Here is a 20,469-nt window from a genome sequence, read left to right as displayed (position 1 = left end):
AACGGCAAGGACACCAACCAGTGGGGCGGCATGGACACCGTCCTCTGCGTGAACAACCTGTCGCGCTTCCCGCAGCCGGTCGAACTCGACCTGCGGCGTTTCCAGGGCTCCACCCCGATCGAGTGCATGGGCGGCGTCCAGTTCCCGGCCATCGGTGAGCTCCCCTATCTGCTGACGCTTCCCGGGCACGGCTTCTACTGGTTCCTCGTGCCGCCGCCCGGTGAGCACGAACCGGGTGAAGGGATGCTGTGATGCGGCCGTCCGAGACCTCCCTCACCCGGCTCCTGGCCGACTGGCTGCCCGGCCAGCGGTGGTTCGGCGGCAAGGGCGACGACATCGACGACCTCACCATCGGCACCGCCACCGAGCTGGTCTCCGGCGACCCCGCCATGCACCATCTCGTCCTCGACGTCCGCCAGCACGACACCGTCGACCACTACCAGCTGCTCCTCGGCGTCCGCGAGCACATGCCCGAGCGGCTGCTGCCCTGCGAGATCGGCCGGGCGGAGGGCGAGCACGGCATCGCCGGCGCGGTCTACGACGCCGTGCACGACCCGGAGCTGACCCGGACCCTGCTCGCGAACATGGCGAACGAGACCGACATCGGGCCGCTGCGGTTTCGCCGCGCACCCGGCACGGGCATCCGCACCGACCTGGACGCCCTGGCGAGCTCCGCCGAGCAGACCAACACCTCGCTGATCTTCGACGGCGTCTACATCTGCAAGCTGTTCCGGCGCCTGTCCCCCGGTATCAACCCCGACCTGGAGGTCAACCTCGCGCTGTCCCGGCAGGGCTGCCGGCACATCGCCGCCGTGCACGGCTGGATCGAGATGGAGCCCGGCGACGCCTTCACCGGGAACGAGCCCGTCACACTGGCGCTGCTGTCGGAGTTCCTGCTCAGCGCGACCGACGGCTGGCAGTTGGCACTCACGAGCGTCCGCGACTGGTTCGCGCAGCCCATGCCGCCCGGGGACGGGCCGTTCACCGCGAGCGGCGCCGGGCAGGCCGGCGGCGACTTCGCGGCGGAGGCCGAGCGGCTCGGCGCGGCCACCGCGCAGGTGCACCGCGACCTCGCCGCCGCGTTCGGGGTGACGCAGATGCCGCCCGCGGTGGTGCGCGACATCGTGTTCGCCATGAACGAGCAGCTCGACGAGGTCACCGCCGCCGTCCCGGGGCTGCGCCCGTACGCTCCCGCGATCCGTGCGGCGTTCGACCGGGTCGCGGCCGAGGCGGTGTCGCTGCCGTTCCAGCGCGTCCACGGCGACTACCACCTGGGGCAGGTGATGCGCACCGACGCCGGCTGGCTGCTGCTGGACTTCGAGGGCGAGCCGGCCCGGACCCCGGTCGAGCGCCGCGCCCTCACGCATCCGCTGCGGGACGTCGCCGGGATGCTGCGCTCCTTCGAGTACGCGGCGCGGTTCCTGGTCGCGCGGGACGGCGACCTGTCACCCGACGGCGCCGAGAAGCTGGAGCTGCGCGCCCGGGCGTGGGCGGAACGGAACCGGGCCGCGTTCTGCGCCGGCTACGCGGCGGCCGGCGGCCCCGACCCGGCCGCGCACGAGGCGCTCGTCCGGGCGTTCGAGTACGACAAGGCGGTGTACGAGGTCCGGTACGAGGCGCGGAACCGCCCGGCCTGGCTGCCCGTCCCGCTGAAGTCGCTGGCCCACCTCGCGGGCTGACCGCGCGGGCGGTCACAGATCGATCGCGTAGTCGAGCACGACGCGGTCGGCGGGCAGCACGATCTCGCGGCAGACCTCCATGACGCCCGCCCGCGCCAGCATCCGGCGGGTGATGCCGAGGACCGGCACGCCGCCGCTCATCCGCAGCGTCTCGGCCTCCTCCGGTGTCGGCATCCGGGCCCGGACCGACTCCTCGACCCGGACGGGCGGATGCCCCAGATACGTCAGCTGCGCGAGCGTCCCGCCGGGCCACGGCTCGCGCGCCGGGTCGCAGACGGGCGTGTCGGCGACGAGGTCCCACGGCAGGTAGTTGACGGAGATCTGCTGCGGTTCGCCGCGCGCGTAGAAGACGAACCGGCGGCGCAGCAGCCGGGTGCCCGCCGGCAGTTCGAACAGGGCGCCCAGCTCGTCGTCCGCCCGCACCCGGGTGAACTCCTTGTCGAGCCGGTACTCCGCCCAGGTGATCTTCTGGTCGTGGGTGAACGTGGTCTCGGGGACGGCCAGCGGCCGGCTCACCGCCCGGTAGCGGTCCATCGCGACACGGCGCGCCGGCGGGATGACCTTGACGAGCGTGCCGCCGCCGCGGCGGGTCTCGACGAGCCCCTCCCCGCGCAGCAGCGCGACCGCCTGGCGCACGACGATCTCCGAGACGCCGTGGGTCTCGCACAGCTCCGCGATGGTCGGCAGCCGTGTCCCCGGCGGGAGGCTGCCGTCCCTGATCGCCTCCCGCAGCGTGTCGGCGATGCGCAGGTAGGCGGGACGGTCCGGCACCGGCGTCACCTCCCTGCTCCGCTGTCCCGTCCGGCACGGCGTTCGAACGTTGTCCGCCTCCGCGTTCGATTCAGACCGGTCCCTCCCTGCGATCCATGCCTTCCCCGCGCTATCCGCGGGGGCATGGTCCGCTTACGGATAGCTTGACACCTCTTGGGCCGAGTAAGACTTTTGTATACAGAAGAACGGCCTCGGGGAAGGGACGACCTTGATGGGCGACTTCGAGGACTTGAAGGCGGCCGTCGAGGGGGAGTTTCCGGGCTGGCAGGTGTGGCGCAGCGACGCGGGACGCTGGTACGCGACCCGCAGCCGCGACCTCACCGACGCCGAACTCCAGGCCGGATGTGCGATGACGGTGGCCGCGGACGACTCGGCGGGGCTCCGCGGGCTGCTCGCCGAACAGGCTCGCGGGGGATGCGGGAACAGGTGAAAGGACGTCGTGGGGAACGGCGCGGCCCGGCCCGCGGGCGGGGGCGGGCCGGGCCGAGACCCCCGGTACGGCAGGTACTTATGTCGCTGAAGTGACATAGGAATGGAGCCCGGGGCGGTGGGGTCGATGTCACCGCCGGGGCCAGGTAGTCGTGGCCGCACGGGCGGCACCCATCCGGCGCGACCCCGCCGACGAGGAGTCGGCCCGCCCGTGCGGCCGCAGCCGCCCCGCCCGGTCATGCGCGTCGAGCGCGGGAAAACAGGGCGCCCCGTCATGTGAGTCCGCCGCTTCTCGGGGCACCTCTACTGAGGTGAAAGCTCAGTGACGGGAGGCCATGAGGTCATGGCACGAGTGACGCGCGCGGAGACCGCCCGGCTCGTCGGCGGCGACCATCACGATCCGCACGGCGTCCTCGGGGCGCATCCCGGCCGGGACGGCGTGACGGTGCGGGCGCTGCGGCCCCTCGCGGAAAAGGTCGAGGTCGTCCTGCCGGACGGGGACCGGCATCCGCTCCGCCACTTCCACCAGGGGCTGTTCACCGGGACGCTGCCGGGCGGTGTGTCCCTCGCGGGCGGCGGCGAGCACGAGGCGCCGCTCGCCGTCCCCGACTACCGGCTCGCCGTCACCTACGGGGACGGCATCGAGACCATCCAGGACGACCCGTACCGGCACCTGCCGACGCTCGGCGAACTCGATCTGCACCTGATCGGCGAGGGACGGCACGAGGAACTGTGGCGGGCGCTCGGCGCGCGGGTCCGCTCCTACGCGTCCGCGTTCGGCACCGTCACCGGAACGGCCTTCGCCGTGTGGGCGCCGACGGCGCGCGGTGTGCGCGTGGTCGGCGACTTCAACCACTGGGACGGCCGCGCCCACCCGATGCGGTCACTCGGCTCCACCGGTATCTGGGAACTGTTCATCCCGGGCATCGGCGACGGCATCTGCTACAAGTACGAGATCCTCGGCGCGGACGGCGTGCTGCGCACCAAGGCCGACCCCATGGCGCAGTCCACCGAACGTCCTCCGGCGACGGCGTCGCGCGTGTTCACCTCGTCCTACGAGTGGGGCGACGGCGCGTGGATGGACGGCCGCAAGGAGCGCGACTGGCTGCGCGAACCCATGAGCGTGTACGAGGTGCATCTCGGGTCCTGGCGCCCTGGGCTCGGCTACAGGGAACTGGCCGAGGAACTCACCGACTACGTGCGCGACATGGGTTTCACGCACGTGGAACTGCTTCCGGTCGCCGAGCACCCGTACGGCCCCTCCTGGGGATACCAGGTCACGTCCTACTACGCGCCCACGGCACGGTTCGGTGACCCCGACGACTTCCGGTACCTCGTCGACCGGCTCCACCAGGCCGGTATCGGCGTCATCATGGACTGGGTGCCGGCCCACTTCCCCAAGGACGAGTGGGCGCTGGGCCGGTTCGACGGCACCGCCCTCTACGAGCACGAGGATCCGACGCGCGGCGAGCACCCGGACTGGGGGACGCTCGTGTTCAACTTCGGCCGCGCCGAGGTCCGCAACTTCCTGGTGGCGAACGCGTCGTTCTGGCTGGAGGAATTCCACATCGACGGGCTGCGCGTCGACGCCGTCGCCTCCATGCTGTACCTGGACTACTCGCGCAAGGAGGGCGAGTGGACCCCGAACATCTACGGGGGCCGCGAGAACCTGGAGGCCATCTCGTTCCTCCAGGAGATGAACGCGACGGTCTACAAGCGCAACCCCGGCATCATGACGATCGCCGAGGAGTCGACGGCATGGCCGGGGGTGTCCCGTCCGACCCATCTCGGCGGGCTCGGGTTCGGGTTCAAATGGAACATGGGCTGGATGCACGACACGCTCGAATACCTGCGCCACGAGCCCGTGTTCCGGCACTACCACCACAACGAGATCACCTTCTCGCTGGTGTACGCGTTCTCGGAGAACTACGTCCTCCCGCTGTCGCACGACGAGGTCGTCCACGGCAAGGGGTCGCTGCTGGGCAAGATGCCGGGCGACGCCTGGCAGCAGTTCGCCGGGCTGCGCGCCCTGCTCGCCTACATGTGGTCGCACCCCGGCAAGCAGTTGCTGTTCATGGGGCAGGAGTTCGGGCAGGGCGCCGAGTGGGCGGAGGAGCGCCCGCTGGACTGGTGGCTGCTCGACAACGCCGCCGAGGGCGCCGACCACCTGGGCTTGCAGAAGCTCGTCCGCGACCTGAACCGCGCCTACCGGGCCGAGCCCGCGCTGTGGACGCGTGACAGCGACCACGAGGGGTTCCGCTGGATCGACGGCAACGACGCGAGCGGCAACACGCTCTCCTACCTGCGGTACGGGACGTCCCACGACGGCGAGCCGCCGGTCATGGCGTGCGTCGTCAACTTCGCCGGGAACCCGCACGAGGACTACCGGCTCGGCCTGCCCCGCGCGGGCGGCTGGCGGGAGGTGGTCAACACCGACGCCTACGAGTACGGCGGCAGCGGTGTCGGCAACATGGGCCGCGTCGAGGCGACCGCCGAACCGTCCCACGGCCTGCCCGCGTCCGCGGTGCTGCGCGTTCCGCCACTGGGCGCGGTGTGGCTCGTGCCTGAACAAGGCGCCTGAATAGGGTGGGCGCATGACCGAAGGCTTCTCCATGCGGCGCGGAGAGCCGTCCCCCCACGGGGGTACGCGCCTGCACATCGTCCCCGGCCAGTTCACGGTGGAGCACCTGCCCCACGCGACGTTCCCGGAGGACGACGAGTGGATCGCGCTGGTGCGGGCCCCCGAGGGCCTCACCATCGTGCGGGACGCATCATCGTTCGCCGAAGCGGAACGCTGGGTCGGCTTCTACGGCGGCGCGGGCCGCGGGCGGGACGTGCCCGGTACGCCGGCGGCGATCGTGGGGCCGCTGGCGGACGCCGAGGTGCCCGTTTTCGTCGCGTCCACGTACCATGCCGATCTCGTCCTCGTTCCCGAGCACCGGCTGAAGGACGCGACGGCGGCGCTGCGCGACGCGGGCCACCGCGTCGAGGTCTAGCCGAGGTCTAAAGGCGGTCGAGGAGCCAGCGCGGGCCGGTGACGGCGGCGCCCGCGGCCTCGCAGCGGGCGCGCAGTTCCCGGTCGGCCGTGACGACGAGGTGCGCGGTGTCGGGACGGTCCTGCCGCAGGAGGTCCACGATCCGGTCGTCGCCGCTGCCGGGCGCCGCCACGACCTTCACCCCGTCGGACGGCTCGTCCGCGACCCGCCGCGCGGCACCCTCGACGACCAGGACGACCTCGGGAAAGCAGCGGTCGAACGGGACGACACCGCCGGGCAGCCCCTGCACGCCGCCGCCCAGGGCCTTCAGGTCGTCGCGGAGCCGCGCGTTGGCTCCGGCACGGTCCTTCCACCAGCCGTCCGCACGCGCGCCCACGACGTTCGCCGCGTCCACGACGAGGACGAGCCGCCGCATCGCGTCCTGCAGACGGGGCCATGACCGCGCGAACGGCTCGAACAGCCTGCGCTCGGTGACCTCCTCGGCGCGCACCCATTCGGCCCTGCGCGTCTCCCGCGACGCGGGGTCCACGGGAAGGCGCTCGGACAGCGATCCCATCACGGACGTGTACGACCAGCCGCCATGGTCCTCGACGCTGGTGCCGTGCACCGCGACCACCTCGGTGTCGAGCGTGCACTCCTCGGACGTCTCGCGCAGCGCGCCCGACACGACGTCCTCGTGGCTGTGCAGCGCGCCGCCGAACATGCCCCACGTTCCGCCGCCGATCCCCCACCAGGCGCGCTGCTGCAGCAGGATCCACAGTTGGCCGCCGGGGTCGCGGTGGTAGGCGAGCAGCCCCGCGGCACCGAACCGTCCCCAGTGGGTGTGCCCGAGCTCGCAGCCGGCCCATCCATCGCCGTCTCCCATGCATCCGACGATAGCGCCGGGCACCCGTGATGAACGGCACAGTGCCGGGCCCGCGATCACCGAATAGCATTCGGAGATCACCGTGAGCAGGGAGAGCGAGTTGAGCGGCGAGGCGACCCCGCAGGCCCACCGGGAGGCCGCCCACCTGTGGAACACCCTGTCGGGCGCCGAACTGATCCAGGCGATGGCGGACGGGCGGTTCCCCCAGATCTCCGACATCAACCACTACATCGGGCAGGTCCTCACGTCCGCCGAGCCGGGCCGGGTGGACATCGCGTGGACGCCCGCGGACCGGCTCTGCAACCCCGGCGGCACCGTCCACGGCGGCTACATCGCGATGATCCTCGACAACGCCGTCTGCCTGGCGGCGAGCAGCACGGGCGAGCACTTCATGCCGATGCTCACGCTCAACCTGAACGTCGACTACCTGCGCGGTGTCCAGGCCGGTGAGACGTACACGGTGACCGGGACGTGCGTGCACCCCGGCGGCACCCGCATGGTGTCCAACGCCGTGATCAGCGACGCGCGCGGCCGTCCCGTGGCCCAGGCGTCCGCGAGCGTGATCCCGAACAAGGCGTTCGCCCGCTGACCGAGGGCGCGGGAAGGGCGCGGGAAGGGCCCGGCCGAACGCATAGGCTGGGGGCCATGGTGGATCCCGGCACAGTCGTCAACGTGATCAAACAGGCCCGCGACCGGCGGACGGCCCCACTGATCCTCGAACTCGACCTCACCGAGGGCATCGTGGAGACCGCGCCCGCCGATCCGATCTCGGCGATCCTGTCCATGCGCCGGACGAACCTGCGGGACGTCCTGGACGGGCTGCGCCGCGCCCGCTCCGACAGCCGGGTCCGCGCCCTCGTCGTGAAGGTCTCCGGCGGCATCGGGCTGGCGCTCGTCCAGGAACTGCGCGAGGCCGTCCAGGCGCTGCGGGACGCGGGCAAGCACACCGTCGCCTGGGCCGAGACGTTCGGCGAGGGCGGCCGCGGCACCGTGCCGTTCTACCTGGCCACCGCGTTCGACAAGATCTACCTGCAGCCCACGGGCGAGGTCGGGCTGACCGGTGTCGCGATCGAGGAGCCGTTCTTCGCGGGCGCCTTGGAGAAGGCGGGCATCCAGCCTCGGTTCGCCAAGCGGCATGAGTACAAGACCATGGCGAACACGTTCATGGAGAAGACGTACACGCCCGAGCACGAGGAGTCGTCCCGGCGGCTCGTCACCTCGCTCGGCGAGCAGATCACCGCCGGGATCGCCGCCGCCCGCGGCCTGCCGGAGGACAAGGTCCGCGACCTCGTCGACCGCGGCCCGTTCCTCGCCGACGAGGCCCTGGAGGAGAGCCTCGTCGACCGGCTCGCCTACCGCGACGAGGTCTACGCCGACCTGCGCGAGCAGTTCGGCGAGGAGGCGCAACTGCGCTACGTCTCCCGCTACAGCCGCACGCACGGACTCACGCGCCGGCTGCCGCAGCCCGGCGGGCAGGACGTCGTCGCGCTGATCAACGGGCACGGGCCGATCCGGCTCGGCCGCAGCGGACGCGGCGGCCCGCTGCCGAACTCCGGTCCGGCGATGGGCTCGGACACGATCGGCGCCGCGTTCCGCGCCGCCGTGAAGGACGACCGCGTCAAGGCCATCGTGTTCCGCGTGAACAGCCCCGGCGGCTCCGCCGTCGCGTCCGACGCGATCTGGCGCGAGGTCGTGCTCGCCCGCCGCGCCGGCAAACCGGTGATCGTGTCGATGGGCAACGTCGCCGCGTCCGGCGGCTACTACGTGTCGATGGCCGCGGACACGATCGTCGCGCAGCCCGGCACGCTCACCGGCTCGATCGGCGTCGTCGTCGGCAAGGCCGTGGTGAACGGTCTGCTGGACCGCGTCGGCATCGGGCTCGGCGCGGTCGCCGACGGCGACCACGCCCGCATGCTGAGCGCCACCAAGGACTTCAGCGACTCCGAGTGGGAGCGGGTCAACGCCTCCCTCGACCGGATCTACGACGACTTCACCGCGAAGGTCGCCGAGGGCCGGGGCCTGTCCCGCGAACGCGTCCACGAACTGGCCCGGGGCCGGGTCTGGACGGGCGCCGACGCCAGGGAACACGGTCTCGTCGACGAACTCGGCGGCCTCGACATGGCCTTCGCCCTGGCCCGCAAGAAGTCCGGCCTGGCGGCCGGCGCGCCGGTCCGCCTCTACCCGCACACCTCACCGCTTGAGCGGCTCCGCCCGCCGGAGTCCAGCGAGGACCGCACCGCCGCGTCCGCCCGCTTCGACGCCTGGGGCTCCCTCGGCGGCCTCGCCGCCCGGCTCGGCCTGCCCGCCGCGGGCCCGCTCACCCTCCCGGGCACCTGGGAGATCCGCTGAGCGGCGACTTCGTCGAGGCCGTCGCGGGCTTCGCCACGGGCGTGGTCGTGCTGACCGTCCGCGACGGCCGCGACGACCTCGGCACCACGGTCACCTCGTTCATGTCGGTCTCGCTGGAGCCCCCGATGGTCCTGGCGAGCGTGGCGACATCGTCCTACCTGTCGGAGGTCCTGAACCGCCAGAACCGCTGGGCCGCGACCGTCCTCTCCGCGTCCCAGCGCGCCCTGGCGGGCCGCTTCGCCGCCGAGGGCCGGCCGAGCGCCCGTATCCTCCTGGCCGCCGAACCCCATCACCGCGGCGAACACTCCGGCGCCCTGATCCCCGAAACCGGTGTTTCCGCCCTGGAATGCGAAACCCGCCAGGCCATGGAAGCCGGCGACCACACCCTTTTCGTGGCCGAGGTCCTCGCAACGGACTACATAGCCGGCGGCCAGCACCCCTTGATAAGGGTCAACCGCCGTTATTTGTAGGGAGAGCCACGTGCGGGACCGCGTCCGCGCTCAGGTCTTGGGGAGGCGCTCCAGGAGGCCGCGGAGGTCGTCGGCGTGCTCCTCCTCCTGCGCAAGGATGCGTTCGAAGACGCGCTTGGTGGTCGGGTCTCCGTCACCGAGCCACTGGACGATCTCGGTGTAGGACGCGATGGCGATCCGTTCGGCGACCAGATCCTCCTTGATCATCTCAACGAGGTCGAGGCTCGCGTCGTACTCGGCGTGCGCGCGGGTGGTGAGCGTGTCGGGCGAGAAGTCGGGGTCGCCGCCGAGTTGGACGATCCGCTCCGCCAGCATGTCGGCATGCTGCTGCTCCTCGGCCGCGTGCTCAAGGAACTCGCCCGCCACGGCCTCGGCGTGGATGCCGGTGGCCGTGTAGTAGTGCCGCTTGTAGCGCAGCGTGCACACGATCTCCGTGGCCAGGGCCTCGTTGCACACCTGGATCACGCGCCCGACGTCCGCGCCGTACGCCTCGGTGATCGGTCCTTTGTCGATCTCCTGGCGGGCACGCTCGCGCAGGGTCTTGATGTCCGTCAGGAACTCAGCCATGGGGGCCTCCACAGTCGACTACTGCGGGGGCTCTACCCGGCGCCCGTGCTTCCACACCGCCGCCGTCTGCGGGACGCCGGGGCGGTAGGCGAGGTGAATGTGGGATGGGGCGTCCAGGACATGGACGTCGGCGCGCGCGCCCACGCCGAGGTGGCCGACGTCGGTACGGCGGAGTGCGCGGGCGCCGCCGGCGGTGGCGGACCAGACGGCCTCGGCCGGTGTCATGTGCATGTCGCGGACGGCCACGGCGATGCAGAACGCCATGCTCGAGCTGTAGCAGGAGCCCGGGTTGCAGTCGGTGGCGAGGGCGACGGTGGCGCCCGCGTCCAGGAGGCGGCGGGCGGCGGGGTACGGCTGGCGGGTGGAGAACTCGACGCCGGGCAGGAGGGTCGCGACAGTCTGGGACGAGGCCAGAGCGTCCACGTCGGCGTCGCTGAGGAAGGTGCAGTGGTCGGCGGACGCGGCGTCCAGTTCAACCGCGAGTTGCACGGCGGGGCCTTGGGTGAGCTGGTTCGCGTGCAGGCGGGGGCTCAGGCCGGCTTTCATGCCGGCCTCCAGGACCTCGCGGGCCTCACCGGCGTCGAAGGCGCCTTCCTCGCAGAAGACGTCCACCCAGCGGGCGTGCGGGGCGCAGGCCGAGAGCATCTCGGTCGCGGCCAGCCGCACGTAGGAGGCGGGGTCGTGCTTGTATTCGGCGGGGACGACGTGGGCGCCCAGGTAGGTGACCTCGTCGGCGACCTCGGCGGCGATGCGGACGGCGCGTTCCTCCTGCTCGACCGTGAGGCCGTAGCCGGACTTGCATTCGACCGTCGTGGTGCCCTGGCGGGCCATCTCGCCGACCAGGCGGCGCAGGTTGGCGCGCAGGTCGTCGTCGGACGCGGCACGGGTGCGGGCGACGGTCGTGCGGATGCCGCCCGCCGCGTACTTGCGGCCGCTCATCCGGGCGGCGAACTCCTCGGCGCGTTCACCGGCGAAGACGAGGTGCGCGTGGGAGTCGACGAAGCCGGGCAGGACGGCGCGTCCGGCGGCGTCGAACGACTCGTCGGCGGCGGGCGCCCGCGTGGACGGGCCCGTCCACGCGACGGCGCCGTCCTCGATCACCAGGGCCGCGTCCCGGACGACGGCCAGGCCGTCGCCGGCGCCGGGGTCGTTGGTGACCAGTTCCCCGATGTTCCTGATGACCGTGCTCAAGCAGGCTCCTCCCGGGTGACGGCGGTGACGGCCTCGGCGAGGGCGGCGGGGACGTCGTCGATCAGCAGGTGGCGGCCGTCGTGCACGACCGGGCGGCCGGACACCACGACATGCCGGACGTCGGCGCCGGTGGCGGCGAAGACGGCGGCCTCGGCGGCGTAGCCGGGCCCCGCGCCGGCGGTGCGGACGGAGCCGAGGTCGACGGTCACCAGGTCGGCGTAGGCACCGGGTTCCAGGCGTCCCGCCTCGGGCCAGCCGAGCCCGTAGTGGCCGTTGGACGTGGCGGCGGCGAGCAGTTCCCCGGCCGTCCAGTGGCCGCGGGCGCGGGTGCGGAGGCGTTCGTCCAGTTCGACGGCGCGGGCCTCCTCGAACATGTCGATGACCGCGTGCTGGTCGGAGCCGAGATAGATGGGGGAACCCGCATCGGCCAAAGCGCGCGCGGGGCCGATGCCGTCGGCGAGGTCGCGTTCGGTGGTCGGGCACATGCACACGCCGGTCATGGTCGTCCCGAGGAGGCCGATGTCCTCGTCGGTGAGGTGCGTCGCATGGACGGCGGTGGTGAGCGCGCCGAGCGCCCCCGACTCGGCGAGCAGGCGGGTCGGCGTCATGCCGTAGGCGTCCAGGCACGCCTCGTTCTCCGCCGGCTGCTCGGACAGGTGGACGTGCAGCGGCGCGCGGTGCTCCCGCGCCCAGGACGCGACGGCCCGCACCTGCTCACGCGGCACCGCCCGGACGGAGTGGATCGCGGCGCCGACGCGGGCGTGCAGCCGGCCCGCCTTGCCGATCTGCTCGTAGAGGCTGTCGACGCGGCGCGCCCAGTTGCCGGCGGTGCCGTCGCCGAACCGGAGCTGCGGCCCCTGCAGCGGACGGCCGATGCCGCCGGTGAGATAGCAGGCGTCGAGGAGGGTGATCCGGATTCCGGCATCGGCCGCGGCGGTGATCAGCGCCTCGCCCATCGCGTTCGGGTTCGGGTACGGGGCGCCGCCGGGCCGGTGGTGCAGGTAGTGGAACTCACCGACGCAGCTGATCCCGGCGAGGGCCATCTCGGCGAACACGGCGGTGGCGAGGGCGCGGTAGGACTCGGGGTCGAGCCGGTCGGCGACCTTGTACATCTGCTCCCGCCACGTCCAGAACGTCCCGGAGTGGGCCTGGACGCGGGAGCGGAGGGCGCGGTGGAAGGCGTGGGAGTGGGCGTCGGCGAGGCCCGGAAGAGTCAGGCCGGGCAGCCGCTGGGCGTGGGGGGCGGACGGGACGCCGGGCGCGATGCTCGTGATGCGCTCGCCGTCGGCCTCGATGAGCACATCGGCCGCCACACCGTCTCCGAGCCAGGCGAACTGGGCATGCCACTGCATACCGGAACCCCTACCCGCGCGCCAGGTCGTCCAGTACCGCGGCAAGGGCCTCCACTCCGGCCAGGCAGTCCGCCGGTTCGGCGAACTCGGCGGGCGCGTGCGAGACCCCCGTCGGGTTCCGGACGAACAGCATCGCGGTCGGCAGCCGTGCCGACAGGACGCCCGCGTCGTGGCCCGCGCCGGTCGGCAGGACGGGCACGCCGTCCAGGGCCCTGTCGACCCGGTCGCGCAGGGCGAGGTTGAAGTCGACGATCTCGGTGTAGGACTCCTCGGCGAACTCGACGCACACCCGGTGCGGGCGCGCGGCGACGCGGGCGGCCTCGTCGATCTCCTTCACGGTGCGGCGGACGGCGTCGTCGGCCGGGCCGCGGGCGTCCAGCCAGGCGGTGACGGACGAGGCGATCGCGTTCACCCCGCCCGGCACGACCGCCACCTTGCCCACGGTCGCGACCGTGCCGTTGCGTTCGGCGGCCTCCCGTGCGGCGATGACCATGCGGGCGAACGGCAGCATCGGGTCGCGGCGGTCGCCCAGGGCGGTCGTCCCGGCGTGGTTGCCCTCGCCGGCGAACCCGAACCGCCACCGGCCGTGCGGGACGATCGAACCGGCCACCCCGACCGGCTGCTCCAGGGCTCTGCCCTGTTCGACGTGGAGTTCGACGTAGCAGGCGACGCGTCCGAGGAGGTCGTCGTCAGGGCCGATCGCGGCGGGGTCGAGGCCGGCGTTGTGCATGACCTCGGCAAGGGTGTGGCCGCCGCCGTCGGTCAGCGCGCGCGCCCGCGCCGGGTCGATCGCCCCAGAGAGCAGCCGTGACCCGAGGCACGCCACACCGAAACGGGCGCCCTCCTCCTCGGCGAACGCCGCGATGCCGATCGGCCGTTCCGGCCGGACGCCGCGTGCTCGGAGAAGGTCGATCGCCGCGAACGCGGACACGATGCCGAGCGGCCCGTCGAACGCTCCGCCGCCCGGCACCGAATCGAGGTGGCTGCCGGTCAGGACGGCGTCGTGCCGCTTTCCGTCCTCCGGGAACCACCAGGCGAACATGTTGCCGTTGGCGTCGTTCTCCACGGCGAGGCCGCGGCGGCGCGCCTCGTCCCGGAACCAGGCACGGCATTCCAGCTCGGGCGGGGTCCAGGCGAACCGGTGGTAGCCGCCGGACGTCTCGTCCCGCCCGATCGGCAGCAACTCCGCCCACATCTCCTCGAAACTCATGGCCCTCCCTCCCTGGGGGCGCCCCCACCCCCCGGTTCGCTGCCGCTCACGGATTCATGGGAATCCGGACGCCGCGCTCAGCGGCGACCTCGGCGGCGCGGTCGTATCCGGCGTCCACGTGCCGCATGACGCCGGTGCCGGGGTCGTTGGTCAGGACACGCCGGAGCTTCTCGCCGGCGAGGGCCGTCCCGTCCGCGACGCAGACCTGGCCCGCGTGGATGGACCGGCCGATGCCGACCCCGCCGCCGTGGTGGACGGACACCCAGGTCGCGCCGGACGCGGTGTTGAGCATGGCGTTGAGGAGCGGCCAGTCGGCGATCGCGTCCGAACCGTCCTTCATGCCCTCGGTCTCCCGGTACGGGCTGGCGACCGAGCCGCAGTCGAGGTGGTCGCGGCCGAGGACGATCGGCGCGCTGATCTCACCGCGCGCCACCAGGTCGTTGAAGACCTCACCGGCCTTGTCGCGCTCGCCGTAGCCGAGCCAGCAGATCCGGGACGGCAGCCCCTGGAAACGCACCTTCTCCCCCGCCATCCTGATCCAGCGGGTCAGCGGCTCGTTGTCCGGGAACAGGTCGAGAACGGCCTGGTCGGTCCGGGCGATGTCCTTCGGGTCACCGGACAGCGCCGCCCAGCGGAACGGCCCCCTGCCCTCGCAGAAAAGCGGCCGGATATAGGCGGGCACGAATCCGGGGAATTCGAAGGCGCGCGCGTATCCGGCGAGCTGGGCCTCCCCGCGGATGGAGTTCCCGTAGTCGAAGACCTCGGCTCCGGCGTCCTGGAATCCGACCATCGCCTCGACATGCGCGGCCATCGAGTTCCGGGCCCTGGCGATGAAGCCGTCCCGGTCCTTGGCGCGCTCGGCCACCATGTCCTCGAACGCGATGCCGCGCGGCAGGTACATCAGCGGGTCGTGCGCGCTGGTCTGGTCGGTGACGATGTCGATCGGCGCGCCGCGCCCGAGCAGTTCGGGGACGATGTCGGCGGCGTTCCCCAGCACGGCGATCGACAGCGGGCGCCTCGCGGTCCTGGCCTCTTCCGCCAGCCGCAGCGCCTCGTCCAGCGACTCCGCCCGCACGTCGCAGTACCGGTGCGCGACACGCCGCTCGATCCGGGACGGGTCGCATTCCACGCAGATCGCGACACCGCCGTTCATCGTGACGGCGAGGGGCTGGGCGCCGCCCATCCCGCCGAGCCCGGCGGTCAGCGTGATCGTCCCTTCCAGGGAGCCGCCGAACCGCTTCTCCGCGACCGCCGCGAACGTCTCGTACGTCCCCTGCAGGATGCCCTGGGTCCCGATGTAGATCCACGACCCGGCGGTCATCTGCCCGAACATCGTCAGGCCGAGCGACTCCAGCCGCCGGAACTCCTCCCAGGTCGCCCACTGCGGGACGAGATTGGAGTTGGCGATCAGCACCCGGGGCGCCCACTCGTGCGTCCGGAAGATCCCGACCGGTTTGCCGGACTGGACGAGCAGCGTCTCGTCCCCCTCCAGTTCGGACAGCGACCGGACGATGCCGTCGAAGGCGTCCCAGCTCCGGGCCGCCTTCCCCGAGCCGCCGTAGACGACCAGCTCGTCGGGGTGCTCGGCGACCTCGGGATCGAGGTTGTTCTGGATCATGCGCAGGGCGGCCTCCTGCGGCCAGCCCTTGGCGGCGGTCAGTGAGGTGCCGCGCGGCGCGCGGACGGGACGGGGACCTGACATGTTCGGCTCCTTCAGCAGAGCGGGCCGGTGACGGCCTCGGCGGCGGCGACCAGCGAGCCGTCCCGGACCATCGCGGTCGCGGCGGCGATCTCGGGGGCGAGGTAGCGGTCCGGGCCGGGCGGCGGCACGACCTCGCGCAGCTTCGCGACGACGGCGCCGGTCGCCGGACCGGGACGCAGCGGGGTGCGCAGGTCCAGGGCCCGCGCGGCGGTGAGGATCTCGATGGCGATCACCTGGGCCAGCCCGTCCACCGCCCGGCGCAGTTTCCGGGCCGCGTTCCACCCCATCGAGACGTGGTCTTCCTGCATGGCCGAACTCGGAATGGAGTCGGCGCTCGCCGGGACCGCGAGCCGTTTCAGCTCCGACACGATCCCGGCCTGCGTGTACTGGGCGATCATGTGCCCGGAGTCGACGCCCGGATCGTCGGCGAGAAAGGCGGGCAGCCCGCCGGAACGCCCCCTGTCGAGCAGCCGGTCGGTGCGCCGCTCCGACATGGACGCGACATCGGCCACGGGAATCGCGAGGAAGTCGAGCACATACGCGATGGGCGCCCCATGGAAATTGCCGTTCGACTCGACGCGTCCGTCCGGCAGCACGACGGGATTGTCGATGGCCGAAGCCATCTCCCGCCGCGCGACCGCTTCGGCATGGTCGACGGTGTCGCGCGCGGCCCCGTTCACCTGGGGTGCGCACCGCAGCGAATAGGCGTCCTGGACACGGGTGCAGTCGGGCCCGCGATGCGATTCCATGATCTCGGACGCGGCGAGCAGCGCCCGCAGGTTCGCCGCCGCCGTGCCCTGCCCCGGATGCGGCCTGAGCGCCTGCAGATCGGCGGCGAAGACCCGGTCGGTCCCCAGCAGGGCCTCGACGGTCATCGCGGCGGCGACATCGGCCGCTCTGAGCAGCTCGCGCAGATCGCAGATGGCGAGGACGAGCATGCCGAGCATCCCGTCCGTCCCGTTCAGCAGGGCCAGCCCCTCCTTGGCGCCGAGCTCGACCGGCGCGATCCCCGCCTCGCCGAGCGCCTCCGCCGCCGGCCTCAGCTCGCCGCCCGCGTCCCTGACCGACCCCTCACCGATCAGCGCGAGCGCGACATGGGCGAGCGGCGCGAGATCCCCCGAGCACCCGAGACTTCCGTACTCGAAGACCTGCGGGGTGATGCCGGCGTTGAGCAGCTCCGCCAGCGTCCGCGCCGTCGTGGGCTGGACGCCGGTCCGCCCGGTGGCGAGCGTCCGCAGCCTGAGCAGCATCAGCGCGCGGACGACCTCCCGCTCGACCTCGGGCCCCGACCCGGCCGCATGGGACCGGACGATGTTGAGCTGCAACTGCGCCCGCAACCCGGGGGCGATGTGCCGGGTGGCGAGCGCCCCGAACCCCGTCGAAACCCCATAGACCGGCAGGGGGCGAGCCGACAGCTCCTCGATATGGGCCCGCGCCGCACCGATCAGCTTCAGCGCCTCATCGGTCAGCCCGACCCGGGCGCCACCCCGCGCGACCGCGACGACCTGCTCGAACGTCAGCGCCTCCGGCCCGACCTCAACCATAGGAACACCCATACCCACCATTGGAGCGTGCCCCGGCCCGATGCCCCACCCCCCGAACACCCCCTCTGTCTCAGATACGAGACAATCGGGCGAGGTACCGGCCGCCGGACGGGGTGATCCAGAGGAGAAGCCCCGGCCGGACTTGAGCGAGTTCCCAGCCGTTCGACTGCTTCATCCGATGATGTCGGCGGCAGAGTGGGCGAGGTTGCAGCGGCGGGTGGCGCCGGTCGGCCAGCGAGCGGTGTGGTCGGCGCCGCATTTCCCGAGCATCACTCCCCTCATTACACCTGCTTGATTCCACCAAATCAGTGGCCATTTTGGACGGAATTTCATTCCGTTTTCATTGATTTGGCGAGTCTGCCAGTGCAGGCCAGGACGGCGCCGGGCCACCGAAGGCCGTCTATCCGTTCGATGGGGAATCGCTATGATCTTCCGGATATCGACGCAGTTTGGGGAGCGGTCACCGTGCAACCTCCACCACCGCCGCATGGCGGTCGTCCACCCGCCTACCGGCCTCCGCCCGGCCCGCCCGGTCCGCCGGGATGGGGGCCGCCACCGCCCGGCCCGCCGGGGTGGAGGCCGCCCGGCCCTCAGCCGCCGAACAACAATGCGGCGGTCATCGTCATCGTGGCCGTCACGGCCTTCTTGTTCCTGATCGGCGGCGGCACCGTCCTGTTGCTGTGGGCCGGCTCCGACGACTCACCGGCCACATCAGCGGCAGCGAGACCCACGATCTCGGACCTCCCGACTCCGCCCAGCTACAGCCCGCCGACCCTGCCCAGCCCGACGCCGACCGCCCCGGAGACCACGTACTCACCCCCTCCGAGGAACTACGGGGCCATCGCCGTGGGACGTAACGGCGCCGTCGGCAAGGCATGGGACTACGACTCCCCGGCCGCCGCCAGAAGGCGGGCGCTGAACGAGTGTCCGACCTCCGGCTGCAAGGTCCTCACGACGTTCGTCAACGGCTGCGGCGCGGTCGCGTACAACCCCAGGACCAACAAGTACTGGGGCGGCCATGGCGACACACGGTCCGAAGCCCAGAGGAACGCGATATCCAACGCGGGCGGCGGCCGCTGGACCGTCTGGGTGTGCACCACCCGGTAGAGAGGGAGTAGGGCTCCCCCAGACGCTCCGGGCGACCGGGGCGTTTTCCACAGGACGGGAGCGGTGGCACAAACCACGGGCGACCCACGATGTGGTGCGTCAGGTGATGCCGCTCAGGGGGCGGAGACGACGGCCACCAGTGGACCCGGCCGGCGCCCCTCCCGGCAATCCACTCCATGTCTCAGATACGAGACAATGCGGCCATGCCCCAGGTCCCCGCCGCCCGCCGCGCCCTGGCGGTGCTACGCCTGCTCGCAGCCGCGCCCGGCCCGCTCCCCGCCTCCTCCATCGCCCGGGCCCTGGGACTCCCCCGCTCCAGCACCTACCACCTCCTGACCGCCATGTCACAGGACGGCTTCGTCACCTACATCCCCGAGGAACGCCGCTGGGGCCTCGGCGTAGCGGCCTTCGAAATAGGCTCCGCCTACCTACGCCACGAACCCCTGGAACGCCTGGCCCGACCCCTGCTCCGCCGCCTGGTCGACCAGGTGGGAGAGATAGCCCAGCTCGGCATCCTGCACGGCGCGGAAACCCTGTACCTCCTCAAGGAACAACCGCCCCGCCCCGCCACCCTGGTCACCGACGTCGGCGTCCGCATGCCCGCCCATCTCACCGCCAGCGGCCGCTCGATACTCGCCCACCTGCCCCCGGCCCAGGTGAGAGCCCTCTTCCCCCGCCATCTCATAGACCGCACCGGCAAGGGCCCCACATCCCTGCGCGACCTGCGCCGCACCCTCGCCGAAGACGCCCGCCAAGGCTGGTCCTGCGAAGACGGCCACATCACCGAAGGCTTCACCAGCATCGCCGCCTGCGCCTTCGACCACACCGGCCACCCCACGGCCGCGATAACCGTCACCTTCCGCCGCCAGGACCACCCACCCGAAACCTGGCCGACCCTCGCAGCACAAATCCGCACATCAGCCGCATCCCTCACAACCCGCCTAACCGGCCGCCCGCCCCTCCCCCCGGAACCGAGGTCCTGACCTGCGGAAGCCTGAGCCAGGACCGCCGCCGCTCACGGAGCGCAACTCAATCCACATGTCGGGTTCGGGCGTCGCGGTGAGGCCCGGGAGCAGCCGTCCGGAGCAACCACCGACCCGCAGGAAATCGGCCGGCATCCGGTACTCGGTTCCGGCTTCCGCCGCCCGGTGCGGGTCAGGAGACCGACCGCTCACGGCGAGAACCCGAAAGGTCAATCGAGGACGTGCTTCCTCAAGTCGGATGACCGGAATCGCACCGGCCGATGCTGACGAAAGCCAGAGCGGACGGGTGGCGTCCGGCGGTGGGGCCGGCGTTTCCCGGCGCCCAGGTTCGATCGCGGCATGGCGGACGATCGGGCGGGAGATCCCCATTGATCACGTTGCGGGGACTGACGAAACGGCACGGGGACAAGACAGCCGTGGACGGGTTGTCGCTGGAGGTAGCGGCGGGCAAGGTCACGGGATTCCTCAGGCCGAACGGCGCCGGGAAGACGGATACCGGATTGTGACACTTCTTCCCCGTGCTCTGACCTGCGCCGTTGTGGGGAGCCGGGCGCGGGCTTGGGCGGGGCGGCGGGCTGCTAGCCTTCCGGGGCTCCGGGCGCCCTGGGGGCTGCCCGATATCGGCCGGGGGCGGCCCGCCGGAGGGGTCCCCGCCCAAGCCCGCGCCCGGCGACCCTTCACCTACCTCAGCCCCGTGGGGGTCTGCATCGGTGCCCACCTTGCCCAGTCTGCGCGACGGTGGCTTAGCGCGCTGGCCGGGTCGCACGCGCTCTTATGGGTAGAGCCCTGCGCCGGAGGCGGGTCGTTGTAAGGGGTGGGGGTCGGGGTTGGTTGGGAACCGAAGTAGCCGAACCTTGTGCGCCTGCTGGGGCGTTGAGCGGATACCGGGTGCCGGGTGCGGGTTCGGACGCTGCCTGAGCTGCGGCCTGTCCGTCGTGATGCCTAGCAGCCGGCGGTCGTGCCCGCGTGCGGTGCTGAGCTTGAACGGGAGTGCAAGCACGGCTGCCGGTCGCGGAACCCTCGTCCATGCTGGCCGCTGGGAGCGCGCCGGGGTGCTGGGTGTTCGCGGCGGCGGGCAGAGCGGCGGGATGCTGTCAGGGCGTCGGCGGGCCGAGCCAAGGCGGCCGAAGGTCGTCTTGGTCTCGTGCCCGCCCGGACGTCCAATGACGATGATCCCGCCCGAACCTGTTCCGTCCGGTCGGCATCATCCGAGCCGCACCATGTGCGAAGGCGCGCGGCGATGCGCCGCGCGCC

At 72.1% G+C, this 20,469-nt stretch carries 18 protein-coding genes and 1 pseudogene; 11 read left to right on the top strand and 8 right to left on the bottom strand.

What is annotated here, in order from left to right; translation table 11 throughout:
* Both AF1_RS26445 and AF1_RS26440 read left to right on the top strand, forming a co-directional pair.
* A partial coding sequence (locus AF1_RS26445) for an alpha-glucosidase C-terminal domain-containing protein (RefSeq protein ID WP_174548898.1) occupies window positions 1-252 on the top strand: 252 nt, incomplete at its 5' end.
* Complete coding sequence (locus AF1_RS26440) at window positions 252-1,679, top strand: maltokinase N-terminal cap-like domain-containing protein (protein ID WP_067804932.1); 1,428 nt, start codon at window positions 252-254, stop codon at window positions 1,677-1,679. The genes AF1_RS26445 and AF1_RS26440, both read left to right, overlap by 1 nt.
* 12 nt (window positions 1,680-1,691) lie before the next feature.
* Here the strand turns inward: AF1_RS26440 and AF1_RS26435 are convergent, their stop codons facing one another.
* Entirely contained in the window at window positions 1,692-2,459 is a 768-nt protein-coding gene (locus AF1_RS26435; protein WP_242609009.1) for a GntR family transcriptional regulator, read from the bottom strand.
* A gap of 202 nt (window positions 2,460-2,661) precedes the next feature.
* Here AF1_RS26435 and AF1_RS26430 point away from each other — a divergent pair, with 202 nt between their 5' ends.
* From AF1_RS26430 to AF1_RS26420, 3 genes are all read left to right on the top strand, one after another.
* On the top strand, window positions 2,662-2,880 hold the full coding sequence (locus AF1_RS26430; protein ID WP_067804930.1) for a hypothetical protein: 219 nt from the start codon (window positions 2,662-2,664) through the stop codon (window positions 2,878-2,880).
* 342 nt (window positions 2,881-3,222) lie between these two features.
* On the top strand, window positions 3,223-5,460 hold the full coding sequence (gene glgB / locus AF1_RS26425) for a 1,4-alpha-glucan branching protein GlgB (RefSeq protein ID WP_067804927.1): 2,238 nt from the start codon (window positions 3,223-3,225) through the stop codon (window positions 5,458-5,460).
* Between the two features lie 13 nt (window positions 5,461-5,473).
* On the top strand, window positions 5,474-5,875 hold the full coding sequence (locus AF1_RS26420; RefSeq protein ID WP_242609008.1) for an ACT domain-containing protein: 402 nt from the start codon (window positions 5,474-5,476) through the stop codon (window positions 5,873-5,875).
* A gap of 7 nt (window positions 5,876-5,882) precedes the next feature.
* On the opposite strand, the gene AF1_RS26415 is transcribed toward AF1_RS26420, so the two are convergent.
* The gene (locus tag AF1_RS26415; protein WP_067804924.1) at window positions 5,883-6,740 is read right to left on the bottom strand and encodes an NUDIX domain-containing protein; all 858 of its coding nucleotides are present in this window, start codon (window positions 6,738-6,740) and stop codon (window positions 5,883-5,885) included.
* An 82-nt stretch (window positions 6,741-6,822) separates the two neighbouring features.
* Here AF1_RS26415 and AF1_RS26410 point away from each other — a divergent pair, with 82 nt between their 5' ends.
* Genes AF1_RS26410 through AF1_RS26400 form a run of 3 tightly spaced genes read left to right on the top strand, consistent with a single transcriptional unit; the run spans window position 6,823 to window position 9,559 of the window.
* A complete protein-coding gene (locus AF1_RS26410; RefSeq protein WP_242609007.1) occupies window positions 6,823-7,329 on the top strand; it encodes a PaaI family thioesterase in 507 nt (168 codons plus the stop codon).
* 56 nt (window positions 7,330-7,385) lie between these two features.
* Window positions 7,386-9,089 carry a signal peptide peptidase SppA gene (sppA, locus tag AF1_RS26405; protein WP_067804919.1) on the top strand — a complete coding sequence of 568 codons (1,704 nt, stop codon included), beginning with the start codon at window positions 7,386-7,388 and terminating at the stop codon, window positions 9,087-9,089.
* Window positions 9,074-9,559 carry a flavin reductase family protein gene (locus AF1_RS26400; RefSeq protein WP_067804915.1) on the top strand — a complete coding sequence of 162 codons (486 nt, stop codon included), beginning with the start codon at window positions 9,074-9,076 and terminating at the stop codon, window positions 9,557-9,559. Before sppA ends, AF1_RS26400 begins: the two co-directional genes overlap by 16 nt.
* 30 nt (window positions 9,560-9,589) lie before the next feature.
* On the opposite strand, the gene AF1_RS26395 is transcribed toward AF1_RS26400, so the two are convergent.
* From AF1_RS26395 to hutH, 6 genes are read right to left on the bottom strand one after another with little or no spacing between them, the layout of a single operon-like run.
* Complete coding sequence (locus tag AF1_RS26395; RefSeq protein WP_067804912.1) at window positions 9,590-10,126, bottom strand: ferritin-like domain-containing protein; 537 nt, start codon at window positions 10,124-10,126, stop codon at window positions 9,590-9,592.
* Between the two features lie 18 nt (window positions 10,127-10,144).
* Window positions 10,145-11,317 (bottom strand): imidazolonepropionase, encoded by a 1,173-nt coding sequence (gene hutI, locus AF1_RS26390; protein ID WP_067804909.1) that lies wholly within the window; start codon window positions 11,315-11,317, stop codon window positions 10,145-10,147.
* Window positions 11,314-12,669: a formimidoylglutamate deiminase gene (locus AF1_RS26385; protein ID WP_067804906.1), complete on the bottom strand. Its 1,356-nt coding sequence runs from the start codon at window positions 12,667-12,669 to the stop codon at window positions 11,314-11,316. Before AF1_RS26385 ends, hutI begins: the two co-directional genes overlap by 4 nt.
* A gap of 10 nt (window positions 12,670-12,679) precedes the next feature.
* The gene (locus AF1_RS26380) at window positions 12,680-13,879 is read right to left on the bottom strand and encodes an allantoate amidohydrolase (RefSeq protein WP_067804902.1); all 1,200 of its coding nucleotides are present in this window, start codon (window positions 13,877-13,879) and stop codon (window positions 12,680-12,682) included.
* 46 nt (window positions 13,880-13,925) lie between these two features.
* Entirely contained in the window at window positions 13,926-15,581 is a 1,656-nt protein-coding gene (gene hutU, locus AF1_RS26375) for a urocanate hydratase (RefSeq protein WP_067804899.1), read from the bottom strand.
* A gap of 11 nt (window positions 15,582-15,592) precedes the next feature.
* Entirely contained in the window at window positions 15,593-17,137 is a 1,545-nt protein-coding gene (gene hutH / locus AF1_RS26370) for a histidine ammonia-lyase (RefSeq protein WP_067804896.1), read from the bottom strand.
* Window positions 17,138-17,752: 615 nt separating this feature from the next.
* Between hutH and AF1_RS33760 the strand changes: the two genes are divergently transcribed.
* From AF1_RS33760 to AF1_RS36630, 3 genes and pseudogenes are all read left to right on the top strand, one after another.
* Entirely contained in the window at window positions 17,753-18,232 is a 480-nt protein-coding gene (locus AF1_RS33760; protein WP_165488458.1) for a DUF4189 domain-containing protein, read from the top strand.
* Window positions 18,233-18,435: 203 nt separating this feature from the next.
* Window positions 18,436-19,215 (top strand): IclR family transcriptional regulator, encoded by a 780-nt coding sequence (locus AF1_RS26360; RefSeq protein ID WP_067804888.1) that lies wholly within the window; start codon window positions 18,436-18,438, stop codon window positions 19,213-19,215.
* A gap of 368 nt (window positions 19,216-19,583) precedes the next feature.
* Window positions 19,584-19,712: pseudogene (locus tag AF1_RS36630) on the top strand (ABC transporter ATP-binding protein); the annotation flags it as partial.
* Window positions 19,713-20,469 lie beyond the last annotated feature (757 nt).

This window comes from Actinomadura formosensis NBRC 14204 (genome assembly GCF_001552155.1).
Taxonomy (GTDB): Bacteria; Actinomycetota; Actinomycetes; order Streptosporangiales; family Streptosporangiaceae; genus Spirillospora; species Spirillospora formosensis.
Note: the sequence above shows the minus strand (reverse complement) of the source record. Positions and strands in the feature narration are given on the sequence as shown.